General features: G+C 45.1%; 14 protein-coding genes and 1 tRNA gene. 12 read left to right on the forward strand and 3 right to left on the reverse strand.

Annotation, left to right across the window (positions count from 1 at the left end):
- Positions 1-420: 420 nt before the first annotated feature.
- The 6 genes from guaB (at position 421) to ACQSGY_RS28740 (ending at position 7211) form a co-directional block, all read left to right on the forward strand.
- A complete protein-coding gene (gene guaB, locus ACQSGY_RS28715) occupies positions 421-1878 on the forward strand; it encodes an IMP dehydrogenase (protein ID WP_145406648.1) in 1458 nt (485 codons plus the stop codon).
- 419 nt (positions 1879-2297) lie between these two features.
- Positions 2298-3689, forward strand: a complete 1392-nt coding sequence (locus tag ACQSGY_RS28720) for a D-alanyl-D-alanine carboxypeptidase family protein (protein ID WP_427181969.1) — start codon at positions 2298-2300, stop codon at positions 3687-3689.
- A gap of 181 nt (positions 3690-3870) precedes the next feature.
- Positions 3871-4752, forward strand: a complete 882-nt coding sequence (gene pdxS / locus ACQSGY_RS28725) for a pyridoxal 5'-phosphate synthase lyase subunit PdxS (protein WP_062329598.1) — start codon at positions 3871-3873, stop codon at positions 4750-4752.
- A gap of 18 nt (positions 4753-4770) precedes the next feature.
- Positions 4771-5361, forward strand: coding sequence for a pyridoxal 5'-phosphate synthase glutaminase subunit PdxT (gene pdxT, locus ACQSGY_RS28730; RefSeq protein ID WP_111272724.1), 591 nt, complete (start codon positions 4771-4773; stop codon positions 5359-5361).
- Positions 5362-5638: 277 nt separating this feature from the next.
- Positions 5639-6922, forward strand: coding sequence for a serine--tRNA ligase (gene serS / locus ACQSGY_RS28735; RefSeq protein WP_427181971.1), 1284 nt, complete (start codon positions 5639-5641; stop codon positions 6920-6922).
- 200 nt (positions 6923-7122) lie between these two features.
- Positions 7123-7211 (forward strand) — tRNA-Ser (locus ACQSGY_RS28740).
- Between the two features lie 407 nt (positions 7212-7618).
- Here the strand turns inward: ACQSGY_RS28740 and ACQSGY_RS28745 are convergent.
- A complete protein-coding gene (locus ACQSGY_RS28745) occupies positions 7619-7966 on the reverse strand; it encodes a hypothetical protein (protein ID WP_427181972.1) in 348 nt (115 codons plus the stop codon).
- A 359-nt stretch (positions 7967-8325) separates the two neighbouring features.
- Here ACQSGY_RS28745 and ACQSGY_RS28750 point away from each other — a divergent pair, with 359 nt between their 5' ends.
- The 4 genes from ACQSGY_RS28750 to ACQSGY_RS28765 all read left to right on the forward strand — a co-directional run bounded on the left by ACQSGY_RS28750 (position 8326) and on the right by ACQSGY_RS28765 (position 10411).
- Complete coding sequence (locus ACQSGY_RS28750) at positions 8326-8667, forward strand: hypothetical protein (protein ID WP_427181973.1); 342 nt, start codon at positions 8326-8328, stop codon at positions 8665-8667.
- Positions 8667-8870: a hypothetical protein gene (locus tag ACQSGY_RS28755; RefSeq protein WP_427182007.1), complete on the forward strand. Its 204-nt coding sequence runs from the start codon at positions 8667-8669 to the stop codon at positions 8868-8870. Before ACQSGY_RS28750 ends, ACQSGY_RS28755 begins: the two co-directional genes overlap by 1 nt.
- A gap of 24 nt (positions 8871-8894) precedes the next feature.
- Positions 8895-9047: a small acid-soluble spore protein P gene (locus tag ACQSGY_RS28760; RefSeq protein WP_111272727.1), complete on the forward strand. Its 153-nt coding sequence runs from the start codon at positions 8895-8897 to the stop codon at positions 9045-9047.
- Between the two features lie 269 nt (positions 9048-9316).
- Complete coding sequence (locus ACQSGY_RS28765) at positions 9317-10411, forward strand: hypothetical protein (protein ID WP_111272728.1); 1095 nt, start codon at positions 9317-9319, stop codon at positions 10409-10411.
- Positions 10412-10583: 172 nt separating this feature from the next.
- Here ACQSGY_RS28765 and ACQSGY_RS28770 read toward each other — a convergent pair whose 3' ends face one another.
- Both ACQSGY_RS28770 and tadA read right to left on the reverse strand, forming a co-directional pair.
- The gene (locus ACQSGY_RS28770; protein ID WP_427181974.1) at positions 10584-11150 is read right to left on the reverse strand and encodes a GNAT family N-acetyltransferase; all 567 of its coding nucleotides are present in this window, start codon (positions 11148-11150) and stop codon (positions 10584-10586) included.
- A gap of 48 nt (positions 11151-11198) precedes the next feature.
- The gene (tadA, locus tag ACQSGY_RS28775; RefSeq protein WP_427181975.1) at positions 11199-11693 is read right to left on the reverse strand and encodes a tRNA adenosine(34) deaminase TadA; all 495 of its coding nucleotides are present in this window, start codon (positions 11691-11693) and stop codon (positions 11199-11201) included.
- A 342-nt stretch (positions 11694-12035) separates the two neighbouring features.
- On the opposite strand from tadA, the gene ACQSGY_RS28780 reads away from it, so the two are divergent.
- Both ACQSGY_RS28780 and rluF read left to right on the forward strand, forming a co-directional pair.
- Positions 12036-14378 (forward strand): ATP-binding protein, encoded by a 2343-nt coding sequence (locus ACQSGY_RS28780; RefSeq protein ID WP_427181976.1) that lies wholly within the window; start codon positions 12036-12038, stop codon positions 14376-14378.
- Positions 14379-14396: 18 nt separating this feature from the next.
- Positions 14397-15098 carry a 23S rRNA pseudouridine(2604) synthase RluF gene (rluF, locus tag ACQSGY_RS28785; RefSeq protein ID WP_427181978.1) on the forward strand — a complete coding sequence of 234 codons (702 nt, stop codon included), beginning with the start codon at positions 14397-14399 and terminating at the stop codon, positions 15096-15098.
- Positions 15099-15154: the final 56 nt, after the last annotated feature.

Consider the following 15154-nt stretch of genomic DNA (forward strand, 5'->3'; position numbering starts at 1 on the left):
ACCGCAGGGTCCTGGGAGAGTAGGAAGCCGCCAAGCAAAGAACCACTGCCGATGATGTTCGGTGGTGGTTTTTATTTATTTATGCCATAGTGATGCATTAGTATCCTAATTAAATGCAACATAAAACTGTACATTTCAGGAAATCCTAACTTAAATAACAATCGAAGTAGGCGTGCCAGTCTGAATGAATGGGCGCTTTTTTTGTTATATTATCAAAGCGTGTCCACACAAGGAACACAGTTGTGTACATGGGATACTACACCTGATATATCCAAGCAGTTTCCCTTGACATTCTAAATATCGCTTTGCTAAGATGGACAATAATATATTTTCAGAAAACGTATTTTCGGCATAAAATACAGCCTGGAATCTTCGGGTTTTGGTCCGTAAAGCTGAGCAAACATAAGGAGGAACACTTGCGTGTGGGAAGATAAATTTGGTAAGGAAGGCTTCACCTTTGATGATGTATTGCTAGTGCCGCGGAAATCCGAGACACTGCCAAAAGAAGTAGACGTATCCGTTCGTTTGAGCGATAACGTCAAATTGAACATTCCATTGATTAGCGCAGGGATGGATACTGTTACAGAAGCGACATTGGCAATTGCAATTGCACGCGAGGGCGGTATTGGTATTATTCATAAAAATATGTCTGTTGAACAGCAAGCGGAAGAGGTAGATCGGGTTAAACGCTCAGAAAGCGGAGTTATTACTAATCCATTTTCATTGACTGCGGACCATCTGGTATCTGATGCTGAAGCAGTTATGGCAAAATACCGGATTTCTGGTGTGCCTATTGTTGAAGGCGACCAGAAGCTTGTAGGTATCCTGACGAACCGTGACTTGCGTTTTATTCATGATTTTAATATCAAGATCAGTGAAGTTATGACGCATGAAAATCTGGTAACAGCGCCAGTTGGTACGACTTTGCAAGAGGCTGAAGTTATTTTGCAGAAGCATAAAATCGAGAAACTTCCATTGGTGGATGAGTCCAACACATTGAAAGGTCTTATCACCATTAAAGATATTGAAAAAGCAATTCAGTTCCCGCAAGCTGCGAAGGATGCGCAAGGTCGTCTTCTGGTCGGTGCTGCAATTGGTATTTCCAAAGACACCTTTGAACGTGCAGAGGCTCTTGTTAATGCGGGTGTAGATCTGATTACAGTTGACTCGGCACACGGACATCATGTTAACATCATCGACGCAGTTCGTCAGTTGCGTGAACGTTTCCCTGATCTGACCATCATTGCAGGTAACGTTGCTACAGGAGAAGCAACACGTGATCTGATTGAAGCGGGTGCATCTGTCGTGAAAGTCGGTATCGGACCAGGCTCCATCTGTACAACTCGTGTTATTGCAGGTATCGGGGTTCCACAAGTTACAGCAGTATATGACTGTGCTACCGTAGCACGTGAGTACGGTGTACCTATTATCGCTGACGGCGGTATTAAATACTCTGGTGAGATCACCAAGGCTCTTGCAGCAGGCGCTCATGCAGTCATGTTGGGAAGCCTGTTCGCAGGAACAGCAGAAAGTCCGGGAGAAACGGAAATCTTCCAGGGACGCAGTTACAAAGTATATCGTGGTATGGGTTCGATGGCTGCAATGAAACAAGGAAGTAAAGACCGTTACTTCCAGGACGACGACAAAAAACTGGTTCCTGAAGGTATTGAAGGTCGTGTAGCTTACAAAGGACCTTTGTCCGACACGATTCATCAATTGATCGGCGGTTTGCGTTCGGGTATGGGATATTGCGGAACAAGCAACCTGGATCAATTGCGTAACGATACAAGCTTTATCCGTATTACAGGCGCTGGCCTTCGTGAGAGCCATCCGCATGATGTACAGATTACCAAAGAAGCACCTAACTACTCGTTGTAATGCGAAGAGAGTTAATCATTTCCAAGACAAGCCCGGCGATTTTCGCCGGGCTTGTCTTTTTTTGCGGATACCCCTGTGATAGAATAGAAAAAGCGGTGACCGTCCAAGGATGGATATGGGCGTTGCGGCGATTTTTTGATGTGACTCATTGCTGCACTACTTAGATCTAAGTGGAGTCCGTTTTAACATATCCACGACAAGAAGAGCCGATGTCTGATGAAGATACATAAACCATCGGCAAGATGCGAACGAAGTGACAATAGATCTGGACGTTAGAGCAAAACTGCTCATTTCGATACAGCGCATATAACAAAGATACACATCCAATTACACATGGACAGGGATTAAGAAAATGGGCAGCTTCAGCTGCACTGAGGCATCTCATTCAGAAGCTTCGGATCGAAGGGAGTATTCATCAATTGAAAGCCAAACACATGAATAAGAAGAAACGTCAAATCCTCAAAAAGAGCGTAGCCTCCGTTATGCTGCTTAACATGCTGTGTATGTCTGCGGTAATGCCTGTGATGGCGGCAGCAAACAACTCTGGTCAGGTTTTGACGGCAGCGGCAACGACTACAAAAACATCAGCAAAGGCTGTGAGCATTCCGTCAGTCGATTCGCTTGGACTTGATGTGAGGTCAGCAGTTCTGATGGAAGCTTCCACAGGCGAGATCCTTTTGTCGGTTAATGCCGATAAAGCAATGCCGCCAGCGAGTATGACCAAAATGATGACAGAATATATCGTTGCTGAGCAGGTCAAGCAAGGCAAATTTGGCTGGGATACTGTCGTTGAAGTGGGTAAGAACGCTGCGAAAAGTATCGGGTCACGTATTTTCCTGGCTGAAGGTGACAAGCACACAGTGAAGGATCTGTATATCGCGATGGCGGTTGGTTCAGCGAATGATGCTACCGTTGCGCTCGCTGAGTTTGTTGCAGGTTCGGAGCAAGAGTTTGTGAAAATGATGAATGAAGAAGCCCAGCGTATGGGGATGAAGGATACTCACTTCATTAATTCCACCGGTCTGGACCGAAAAGATATGCCAGCTGAATTCCGCCCAGCAGAAGACAAGGAAACAGTGATGTCTGCAATGGATGCTGCAATTCTGTGCAGATATATTGTTAGAGATCACCCGGACTACAAGGATTTCACAACAATTCAATCCTACAAATTCCGTCCTAACGATAAAGCACCGATTATCAACTATAACTGGATGCTGGAAGCGAATAAAAATATAACCAACTTCAAAAGCTACGCCTACGAAGGTCTGGATGGCATGAAAACAGGCCACACAAGCAACGCAGGTAATAACTTTACAGGTACGGCTGAACGTAACGGCATGCGTCTGATCAGCGTAGTTATGGGCACCGATTCGGAATCCGCTCGTTTTAGAGAGACTAAAAAGGTTCTGGACTATGGATTCGACAATTTCGAGGTTAAACAAGCCGTTGCAGGTAAAACAAAAGTAACAGGCTGGGAATCGGTACCTTTGAAAAAAGGGAAAGAGACGTCCGTTCCGGTCGTTACAGATAATGCGGTAAGTTTTGTCGTGCCTAAAGGAACTCAGAACCTGGAGGTTACATTCAAAGCAAGTGTTACCGAAGCTGACAAACTGGTTGCACCGATCAAAGCGGGCACCAAGGTTGGTACGGTAACGTACACTTACAAAGCAGAGGGAATGGAACCGCAGGAGAAAACGGTAAACCTGATTACTGCTGAAGAGGCGGAAAAGGGAGGTTGGTTCCGTCTGTTCTTCCGTGCCATTAAAGATTTCTTCGTTGATCTGTTTGACGGAATCAAAAACCTGTTCTAACCGAAAAATACAAACTAATACCGAATGAGTGGATTGTATATTTACGTTTTTTACGGTAAAATATCAAGTTAGAATTCGACGTATTAAAGTAAAAAAGTCTAAGGTTCTTTCATAAGGAAACAAGCAGTTCAATGCTTATTGAAAATGGGAGACAACACATACACTACGGGGGGCTTGGAATATGGAAACGGGAACATCACGCGTTAAAAGAGGTATGGCTGAAATGCAAAAAGGCGGCGTTATCATGGACGTCATGAACGCTGAGCAAGCTAAAATTGCGGAAGCAGCAGGGGCAACAGCAGTAATGGCACTTGAGCGTGTTCCTTCCGATATTCGTGCAGCAGGTGGAGTGGCTCGTATGGCCGATCCAACAATTGTGGAAGAAGTAATGAAGGTTGTAACGATCCCTGTTATGGCTAAAGCTCGTATCGGTCACTATGTAGAAGCTAAAGTGCTTGAGTCACTGGGTGTGGATTACCTCGATGAGAGTGAAGTACTGACTCCTGCGGATGAAGTATTCCATATTGATAAACATGAGTTCACTGTACCGTTTGTATGTGGCGCAAAAGACTTGGGTGAAGCCCTTCGTCGTATTGGTGAAGGTGCGTCCATGATTCGTACCAAAGGTGAGCCGGGAACAGGTAACATTGTTGAAGCGGTACGCCACATGCGTTTCATTAACAGCCAGATTCGTAAAGTGACGAATATGTCTAAGGACGAGCTGTATGCCGAAGCGAAAAACCTGGGCGTAGCTTACGAACTGTTGCTGGATGTGCATGAGAACGGAAAATTGCCAGTGGTTAACTTCGCAGCGGGTGGCGTAGCAACCCCGGCAGATGCAGCGCTTATGATGCACCTTGGAGCGGATGGGGTGTTCGTAGGCTCCGGTATTTTTAAATCCGACAGTCCTGAGAAGTTCGCACGTGCGATTGTAGAAGCAACGACTCATTACACAGACTATAAATTGATTGCAGAAGTTTCCAAAAATCTGGGAGCGCCAATGAAAGGCATCGAAATTTCCAAACTTGCACCTTCCGAGCGTATGCAGGATCGCGGCTGGTAAGAGAAGGGGAATTATAAGATGAAGATCGGTGTTTTGGCACTTCAGGGTGCTGTTACGGAGCATATACGCAGCATTGAACGTGCTGGGGCAGAAGGTATAGCTATCAAGCAGGTTCAGCAGTTAGAAGAATTGGATGGCTTGATTCTGCCAGGTGGCGAGAGCACAACAATCGGCAAGCTGATGCGCAAGTACGGATTTATGGAAGCGATTCGTGCTTTTGCCGCAGAAGGCAAGCCGGTATTCGGAACCTGTGCGGGTTTGATCGTTATGGCTAAGCATATTCAGGGGCAGGATGAGGCTCATCTGGAGCTCATGGATATGACCGTGTCCCGCAATGCGTTTGGAAGACAGAGAGAGAGCTTTGAGACCGATCTGCCAGTCAAAGGCATTGATGAGACGGTACGTGCTGTATTTATACGCGCACCGTTGATTGAGAGTGTTGGCGATGGAGTAGAGGTGCTTTCAACCTATAACGATGAGATTGTGACAGCGCGCCAGGGTCACTTGCTTGCATGCTCATATCATCCCGAGTTAACAGACGACTATCGTTTGCATGCTTATTTTGTAGACATGGCTAGAGCTTACAAACAATCTGTAGAAGCAAAATAAAGTATGATGTACAACCTATGATCTCCCGGTCCTCGGATCACTCCCCAGCCGTCTGCTCAAGGCCGCTGCGGCAGCTGCATCTGGACGGATGCCTCATGTTGCTTGTAACTGCTGCATAGCGGGAATCGCAGCGGAAGGCGACACCGGGGACATAGGTTGTTTTTTCGGTTATTGGCACGGATTAGGTTATAATAGATATATTGTATATTTAATAAGAGTTCTACTTATAGGTTTGACATGAGGCCTGATATGAGGGCTTATCTAGGAGGGGTACGTAGTGCTTGATGTAAAAATATTGCGGAATGAATATGCACGAGTTGAAGAAGCATTGAATAACCGCGGTAAATCAGTTGATCTGATTGCAGGATTTACCGAATTGGACGCTAAGCGCCGGGAATTGCTGCAGGAGAGTGAGAACCTGAAGAGCCGTCGTAATACAGTGTCAGCAGAAGTAGCCAGATTGAAAAAAAACCGTGAGAATGCGGATGACCTAATTGTTGAAATGCGCGAAGTTTCCGATCGCATCAAAGCGATGGACGAAGAAGTCCGTGAGCTTGAAGTGAAGATCAACGATCTGACAATGGCGATCCCCAACATTCCTAATGAGAGTGTACCTGTGGGAGCATCTGAAGAAGACAACGTCGAAATTCGTCGCTGGGAAGAGCCAAAGTCGTTTGCTTTCACTCCTAAGGCGCACTGGGAGATTGCACAGGAGCTGGATATCCTTGATTTTGAAGCAGCCGCTAAAGTCACGGGTTCTCGCTTTACCTTTTACAAAGGACTTGGGGCGCGTCTGGAGCGTGCATTGATTAACTTTATGATGGATTTGCACAGTGACCAGCATGGGTATGAAGAGATTCTGCCTCCATATATCGTCAATCGGGACAGCCTGTTTGGCACAGGACAGCTGCCGAAGTTTGAAGAGGATCTGTTCAAGCTGAGAGATACGGAGTATTATCTGATTCCTACAGCAGAAGTGCCGGTAACGAACTACCATCGCGAAGAGATTTTGAATGCGGATGATCTGCCGAAGCATTTTGTGGCGTACAGCTCATGCTTCCGCTCGGAGGCCGGTTCGGCAGGACGCGATACCCGCGGTTTAATTCGACAGCATCAGTTCAACAAGGTAGAGCTGCTTAAACTGTCTACACCGGAGACATCGTATGATGAGCTCGAGAAAATGACACAGAATGCGGAGCGTGTATTGCAGCTGCTGGGATTGCCATACCGTGTGTTGACGCTCTGTACAGCAGATATGGGCTTCACTTCGGCTAAAACGTATGATATCGAGGTATGGTTGCCAGAGAGCAACACGTATCGTGAAATTTCTTCCTGCTCCAACTGTGAAGACTTTCAGGCACGTCGTGCCAATATTCGTTTCCGCAGAGAGCCTAAGGCGAAGCCTGAATTTGTGCATACACTGAACGGATCAGGATTGGCGGTAGGGCGTACGGTAGCAGCCATTCTGGAGAACTATCAGCAAGAAGACGGTACGGTGATTATTCCAGAAGCATTGCGTCCATATATGGGTGGGCTTGAAGTCATCACTCGCCGTAAATAGTCCAAGCTTGAAATAGCATAATCAACAAGTCATCTTAACTCCATTCGCCATTTGAGGGTGGCGGGTGGAACGGATGATGTGTTACAGTGCTGATGGTTGTTAAAATCAGGTACTAACATAAAATTTAAATAAAAAACTTGCACTTCACCATTAATCTATGGTATGATACTTTTCGTGGCAAGTTTATAAAATGAATATATGGAGAGGTACCGAAGCGGTCATAACGGGGCGGTCTTGAAAACCGTTAGGGTGCAAGCCCACGTGGGTTCGAATCCCACCCTCTCCGCCATAACTTTTAAATTGCACACTGCATATGGTTTTGCGGTGATTATGATTGAAACGCACTAGACTGTTGAACAACGGTCTAGTGCGTTTTTTTATTCGTGATCATTAGAGAAAAATCTAACGGGAGGTACTCCGAGTTCAAGCAATGGAAAAATACCGCATAAGCGTGGGCAAAGGAAGAATAATTTAGACATTCCTCAGCGGATATTAGAGTGCTTTACTCCTTCGGTCTTAGAAATGCTTCACCTGCCACATCACTTCCTCTTCAGTCTAGCCTACTGCAACGTGCGATAGCAAACTTGAAGAATCTCTTTGTTCACGATCTCCGATTTTGTCCCGCCGATAGGGTAGCGGCATTTTGTGCAGAAAATAAAAGGCATACCTAGAAAGCGGTATACCTTTAAATGAAACTTATGTAGTTTTGGCTTGCTTTTTAGACGCTATAATTTTCTTCTGCAACTCTTTATGTCCAGCAAAGCTCATAATAAGGAAGATTAGGTTAACGATCGCAAAGACCGAATAGCCTGGTTGATACGTTATTGCTAATAACAAACTCAACACTTCTACCATGACTAGAATTGAAAAGGTTGTAAATGGCTTCGTAAAAATAAAAGCCCATGCAATGAACTGAACGAAGATTAGCCCTCCGCTTAAAATGCGTGTGGTCTCCCCATCATAATCTACGGGTTGGGTTGTCATAAACTTATACAGCATGAATACAAGCCAAAATGCGAAGATTATACCTGTGGCAACTCTCAATGGATGATTTCCCCCTCTGCAATATGAAATAATTGTATCATGCACAAGTGAATATGCAATCATTTTTCATCTCTATATTAGATTAGAGGTAATGTATTTCATGAGTAATGATTTTATTTTAACGCCTAAAGGAGATAAATCCGTAACCTATCACAATAAGGATTGATAAAGATCTACAGGTGCAGTTAGATGATCTCTACAAGAAGCAATCGTTCTCGCAATGAGTTAACTAATATGGCGCGATTGATTACCCATTAAAAATATGAAATTTATTGATGAAGCAGAGCAACGATTAGTAATTCGCAGCATGCATAAAAACCGCATTATTGCCGCACGTTATAGAAGTGGAGGTGGTTAAGATGAACCGCGAGCTAAACATAGATCAGAACGAACTTGTAGGTGCATGGCAGGATCGTTTGCCACAAGTCCTGAATGCAGGAGATCAGGCGCAGGTGATGGCCGATGAGGCCGATGAACAAGCGATTCGGATACACATTGCAACAGCGGGGCACGAGATGTACTCTTTTGATTTTAAATGTCAATATGTTGATTCTCGTGAGGTTAGCGTTGAGCTGATTGATGTGGAACGGGATGGGCGGACAACAGATGAACGCACAGAGCCTATACAAGAGCTCGCCCATGATTACACCAGACATATTCATGAATGTGCTCAGTCCCTGCAATCCATAACAAATTCCTAATGGAACCTGAAGGAGTTGGAAGTACATTGACCAAAGCGAAGGCAGGCGTAGATAAAAATTTGCAAAATGTCGTTGAAGATCTTGAACAGACTGGTGTGAACAGCCATCATGCCCAGCAAATACAGCAAGATACCAATGATCGTCGCCATCAGGATGCGTTAAATCACGATAAGACGGAAGACCGGGACCCGTCCCATTCCTAAATACTATGATGAGGAGGCTTCTAAATGAGTAAACCGAAAGCAGTTCCTGTACCGGAAGCTCAGGATAACCAGCAGCATCGTCATTCATCCAAACGCTCCTCGATGCAGGAACCCTTGTCCGGCTCCAAAAAGGTCAAAAATCAGAACCATGTGGATCACCTGAATCCACAAGGGTAATTCCATTTATTGCTGCTGAATACGCTGGCGTCACATAACAGAATTGAACAAATCTGAAAGTCCCTTGTTACCAAACAGGGGGCTTTTGCGTATTCATACATAATGGAAAGACTAGCAGTCAGATCATCCCGTACCTGACATAGGTCTTTGTAGCCATTTTCAAGAGGAAAAATCACAATTTTCCCAAATTAGGTTTCAGTATCTGCCGGGATGGTATATCATTGATATTGAATTATTTTTTTGGGGTTATCACGAGAGGAGAGAAACAAATGACTAAACGCATGGGGGCGCTTCTTCTCACATTGTTGTTAACTGTATCTTTGGCTTTAACAGCATGTAGTAGCAAGCAGGAACCAAAGGAAGCATTGAAGACAGCAGCGGCGAATGCTTCCAAATTAACGTCGTACGAGATGAGTTCCAACTTTACAATTAATGAATTGAGCTATAAACCTGGTGATGCATCTCAGACAGATCCAAGCATGACTCAATTTATGAGCATGTTGAAGGATGCACAGCTGAACGTAACGGGTGTATATCAAAGCGAGCCAATGCAGACAGAGATGACCGTTGGCATCGAGCTTAAAGGCGATATGGGTATGACGTTTAACATTCCTATGGTTCTGACCAAAGAGAAATTGTACGTCAAAGTACCGAACATTCCGTTTTTCCCGATTCCGGAAAATGTCGTTAACAAATTCATTGAATTTGATCTGAAAAAACTTGCTGAGCAAGAGGGTACAGAATGGAACCCGGATGCACTGGATGCAGCCAAAACTCAGAAGCTGAGCAATGAGCTAATGGATGCGGTATTGGGTGAGTATGATCAAGCTAAATTTTTCAAAAACCTGGATACCAAAGATGCAAAATTGCCTGAGGGTGTAGATGCCAAACAGGTTGTACAATTCTCGGTGAACAATGACAATGTGAAGGAAGCTATTACTGTACTGGTAACTAAAGCGATGCCTAAGGTAATGGACATTGTATCCAAAGAAGAATATCGGGATATGCTGCAGCTGAGCCAAGAGGACATCGACAAAGCGAAAGAAGATTTGAAGATGAATGCAGCGGATCAAGCTGAAATGACCAAAGATCTGGATAAGCTGAACAACGTTCTGACGATCAACACGTTTAACATTGATTTTGCTTTGGATAAAAATGATTTCCCGGTATATCAAAAAATGGTCGCTGACATGCTGATTAAACCGGAAGATACCAAAGACGAAATGAAGCTGGCTTTTACAGGCTCCAACACATACACGAAGATCAACCAAAAGCCGGAATTTAAAATCAACATCCCAACGGGTGACGATGTAATTACAATGGAAGAGTTCGAGGAGCTGCTGAATTCCTCCTACGGATATTAATATCTGAACTCTTGGCGAAACTGCTCGGATATTCATGCGGAGAAATCCATTTCTCCCGCCTGGTATCCAGGCGGTTTTTTCGTATTTAAAAACCGCACGCTCCCTCTACCGAGGAATGGTGCGGTTTTAATATGTAGAACCCTAACTTGAACAACTGCTTCAGCCATTACGGCTACTGCACGTCTTCCAAATCCTCAGCGAGCACAGCATAGACTTGGTGATCCTGATACATGCCATTAATTTTCAAATATTTACGAGCGATTCCCTCAGGCTGGAATCCGTTCTTCTCCAGAACACGCTGAGAGCCTTTATTGGCAGGCAATACTGCTGCCTGAATCCGATTCAGCTTCAAGGCACGAAAGCCGTACGCTACCGCCAGCTTAACCGCAGCTGTCATGCGGCCACCGCCCTGATAATCCGGATGGATGAAATATCCCATGTCTGCGTAGTTAGCAACACCGAGTACGACATTGTTTAGACTGACTTGCCCAATAAGCAGATCATCCTTAATTGTGAAAATGCCAAACTGATAACCTGTACCCTCATCAGCAGCTTTCATCCGATCCTTAATCCGCTGCATCTGTGCATCCAGCGTATAAAACTCATCATCCCGAACCGGTTCAACCGGCTGATAAGGGATACGTGTATGCTGAACCAAATTGAGATAGGCTTGTGCATCCTGAACATCAAGCAGCCGAAGGCTTATGCCGTGGGCGGTATCATACAGTGTGATGGCCATTGCAGTAAACATCCTTTCTTTTGCATAATGTTTTCTTATGTTACAAGGTTATCTCTTTTTTCGCAACTTTCTAAAAAACTGGGTGAGCATCGTTGAGCATTCCGGCTGAAGCACGTCCGCGATGACTTCGGTACGGTGGTTAAACCTTGGTTCCTGAAGCAGATTCATTAACGTTCCCGCACAACCCGCCTTGGGATCAGCTGTACCGAAGATAACACGGGGGACTCTGGACTGAACAATCGCTCCGGCACACATTGGGCAAGGTTCAAGAGTAACATAGAGAGAACAGTCTAATAACCGCCAGGCACCTATCGCTTCGCTGGCTTGACGGATGGCAACCATCTCGGCATGGGCGGTTGAATCGAGTGTTGTTTCCCGCAGATTGTAGCCGCGGCCTATAATTTCATTGTTGCGCACGATGACAGCACCGATAGGCACCTCACCGAGCGCTTCTGCTTTCTGCGCTTCTGCAATAGCCTGCCTCATCCAATGCTCGTGCTGTTCTAGTTCTGTAGGCTCCGACTGGAAAAATGGGTCATTCATGGATAAAAAACTCCTTCTAATAACGTTTATACAACGAACAAATATTCGGGTTGTTAACATACTGTGTATAGAATTGTGGATAACTAAGCAGTTGCACACATAGTTATAAACATACTATCCACAAGCCTGTGGATTTGTGTACAAATATAGTGATTTATTTCATTGTAGATCATAGTAGATCATAGCAATCGCAAAATACTACGAAATTCGATTTTGCCGCTTGGGCGGTAACTTCTGGGCAAAGGGCGATTCTCCTTTTCAAATAGTCACACAAGCGTTATGATGGATATAGGTTTTGCCATATATCGCCAGAGGGCATAAGCCAAGAGGTGAACAGCGAATTTGTCTATTAAAACGAAATTATCCATGATTATGTCGTGCTCGGTGCTTGTTATTTTGATATTAAATATTGCACTGAGTTATTATACTACAGAAGAGAATCTGAGGCAGGATAGCGAGAACAAGATGGTGCTTACCGCGAAGCAGATCGCTATTTCTGTAGAACAGAATCAATACAGCTCGGATTATGTCAAACGCCAGATTGGCAACAATCTGTGGCTTGCTTCAATGATGGCAGCTAATGAACTGGATCCCGACATCCAAAATATTACGAATGAAGATTTGGTGCGTTTGAGTCAAAAGGTAGGAGTCTCCCATATATCACTTCTGGAACAGACAGCTGATGACATCGTTGTTAGCCGTTCTTCTGACCCAAGAGAGATTGGGTTGTCTACAAAATCGATGTCATACTGGTATCAGGCTTTTAAGCAGTTATTTGACAAGCAGCAGGTAACGATTCCTGAAGGGCAGAAGCTGGATCATTTCTGGTCAGACGGTTTCGAGTATTCGACATCTAGTCCGACGGATATTGACATCTGGGGATATTACCATGATGGAAAGAGAAACTACATAATCAATCCCTTCTATAATAATGCTGAAGTTGATGACTATGTGAAAATCTCGAGTCCGGATGAGATATTGAACAAAATTCGTGAAGTCAATCCTTCCATACTGGAGATTACAGGCATTAATCCGCTCACTTTTGCCAGCCCGGATATGAGTGAAGACGGGAGAGATACAAACTTTAGCAAGCTGAATAACAGACCGATTCGTTTTGGTACGTATCAGTATGGCTCGGTAGACGAAGACCATCGGGCTGTGGTACGTGCTGTTCGCACCGGGCAGAATGTATCATTTGTAAGTGAAACTCATGACCAGAAGGTGCTGAAGAATTTCATCCCGATTTTCACACCGAATAAGCCCTCTTATGTCATCAGTATTGTCATGGACTACAAACAAATATCCTCCATGGTGTCGGAGCAATTGGTCAGCCATGCATCGATATCACTTGTTTTGTTGGAAATTGTGATCTTTGGTAGCTACTTGCTCGCAGGGTACATTACACGTCCGATCCAGTCTATTCTGGGCAAAGTTAATGATGTGGCGGATGGACATTTTGATTTTCGTCTGAAAATAAAGCGCAAGGACGAGCTAGGTCAGCTCGCCAATCGGATTAACGCGATGATCCGAAACCTGGGCCACTATACAAGCCGTCTGAAACAGATGTATGAAGAGAATCGGGCGGTCAAGGAACATCTGGAGTCCATCATTAATCAAACGGCAGATGCAATTCATATTACGGATCTTGAAGGGAAAGTGCTCAGGGTCAATCGGGCATTTGAACAACTATACGGCTTTCGGAGCCGTGAAGTGGAAGGACGTCTGCTAAAGATCATTCCACCAGAGGCTGCGGAAGAGATGGCACGTCAGCATGCTCAACTGATTGAGGGTCTTTCGATTACGTCGAATGAAACCGTCTGGATGAAAAAAGACGGGACACGAGTAGAGGTTAGTGTAAGTACAGCTCCTGTGCGTGATGAGGCAGGGGAGATTACAGCGCTCATCAGTGTCTCAAGGGATATTACCAACCGCAATCGCATGGAGGAGCTGCTGAGACGGTCAGAGAAGCTGACCACTGTGGGTCAGCTTGCTGCTGGAGTAGCCCATGAAATCCGCAACCCGCTTACAACGCTGCGTGGTTTCTTGCAGCTTCAACAGCAAAGCAACAAGCTGAATCACCGTCATCTGGATCTGATGTTATCCGAGCTTGACCGGATCAATCTGATTGTGGGCGAGTTTCTGATTCTGGCGAAGCCACAGGCGGTTCATTTTCAGGACAGGGATGTTCGCTTTATTCTAGGAGATGTTATCTCACTGCTGGACAGTCAGGCCCATCTGCATGGGGTGGAGTTTGTACTGCGTGCTTCATCGGATTCAGCTATGGTACACTGTGAAGAGAATCAGCTCAAGCAAGTATTTATCAATGTGCTGAAAAATGGTATGGAGGCTATGCCTAACGGAGGAAGCATCTATATCAAACTGAAGCTCGATGAGCAGGCGAAACGGGTGCGAATCGAGATCAGGGATGAAGGGATAGGTATCCCGGAAGAAATGATGCCAAAGCTGGGAGAGCCGTTTTTCACCAACAAGGAGTCAGGTACAGGGCTTGGTCTTATGGTGAGCCAGCGCATTATTCAATCCCATAAGGGCATGATGGATATTAAGAGTGCCCTCAACAGGGGCACAACTGTTATTATTGAACTGCCGGCTTCCGAACAGCAAACATCATCATTATCGGAGGCAGATCAGCCTGCGGAAGAACAACAACCAGATGAAGAGAACTAGATGAGGTGAGATGACCTTTTGCGTATTAATAAATTTATTAGTGAAACAGGCTACTGCTCCCGGAGAGCGGCCGACAAGCTGATCGAAAGCGGTCAGGTGACCATTAACGGCATCCAGGCAGAGCTTGGCAGTCAGGCAGAAGAAGGCGATGATGTACGTATCAATGGCAAGCCGATCAGCGAGAAGAAAAAACATGTATATATTGCGCTGAACAAACCAGTAGGCATCACAAGTACAACAGAGCAGCATATTCAAGGGAATATCGTTGATTTTGTAGGTCACGATGAACGAATTTTTCCTATTGGCCGTTTGGACAAGGATTCAGAAGGTTTAATTCTAATGACCAATGACGGGGACATCGTTAATCGGATTCTGAGAGCAGAGGGCCGACACGAGAAGGAATATATCGTTACGGTGGATCGAACCATTACACCGAGCTTCCTTCGAGGTATGAGTACAGGAGTCAAGATTTTAGGCGAGATGACTCTTCCTTGTACGGTGACCCGAATGACAGACCGTGTATTTCGCATTATTTTAACAGAAGGAAAGAATCGACAGATCCGGCGCATGTGCAGTGCATTTGGCTATGAGGTTCGCAAGCTGAAGCGGGTGCGTATTATGAATATTCATCTTGGAGAACAGGCCACAGGATCATGGAGAGAGCTTACAGCTGCGGAAAAATCAGAGCTGGGTGATTTGCTCAACTATACGCTGGAATAAAGAATTGTAGAGCATATGGAAATATGATTTCGGGCTCGTTGAGCTCGGAATGAATT

The organism is Paenibacillus sp. TC-CSREp1, assembly GCF_050171015.1.
GTDB classification, from domain to species: Bacteria; Bacillota; Bacilli; order Paenibacillales; family Paenibacillaceae; genus Paenibacillus; species Paenibacillus silvae.

What these genes read in the sequence shown, in the direction of transcription:
- pdxS (WP_062329598.1), top strand. Translation starts at nt 3,871, where the DNA reads ATGGAAACGGGAACATCACGCGTTAAAAGAGGTATGGCTGAAATGCAA.
- pdxT (WP_111272724.1), top strand. Translation starts at nt 4,771, where the DNA reads ATGAAGATCGGTGTTTTGGCACTTCAGGGTGCTGTTACGGAGCATATA.
- ACQSGY_RS28760 (WP_111272727.1), top strand. Translation starts at nt 8,895, where the DNA reads ATGAGTAAACCGAAAGCAGTTCCTGTACCGGAAGCTCAGGATAACCAG.
- ACQSGY_RS28765 (WP_111272728.1), top strand. Translation starts at nt 9,317, where the DNA reads ATGACTAAACGCATGGGGGCGCTTCTTCTCACATTGTTGTTAACTGTA.
- ACQSGY_RS28750 (WP_427181973.1), top strand. Translation starts at nt 8,326, where the DNA reads ATGAACCGCGAGCTAAACATAGATCAGAACGAACTTGTAGGTGCATGG.
- ACQSGY_RS28770 (WP_427181974.1), bottom strand. Translation starts at nt 11,150, where the DNA reads ATGGCCATCACACTGTATGATACCGCCCACGGCATAAGCCTTCGGCTG.
- tadA (WP_427181975.1), bottom strand. Translation starts at nt 11,693, where the DNA reads ATGAATGACCCATTTTTCCAGTCGGAGCCTACAGAACTAGAACAGCAC.
- ACQSGY_RS28755 (WP_427182007.1), top strand. Translation starts at nt 8,667, where the DNA reads ATGGAACCTGAAGGAGTTGGAAGTACATTGACCAAAGCGAAGGCAGGC.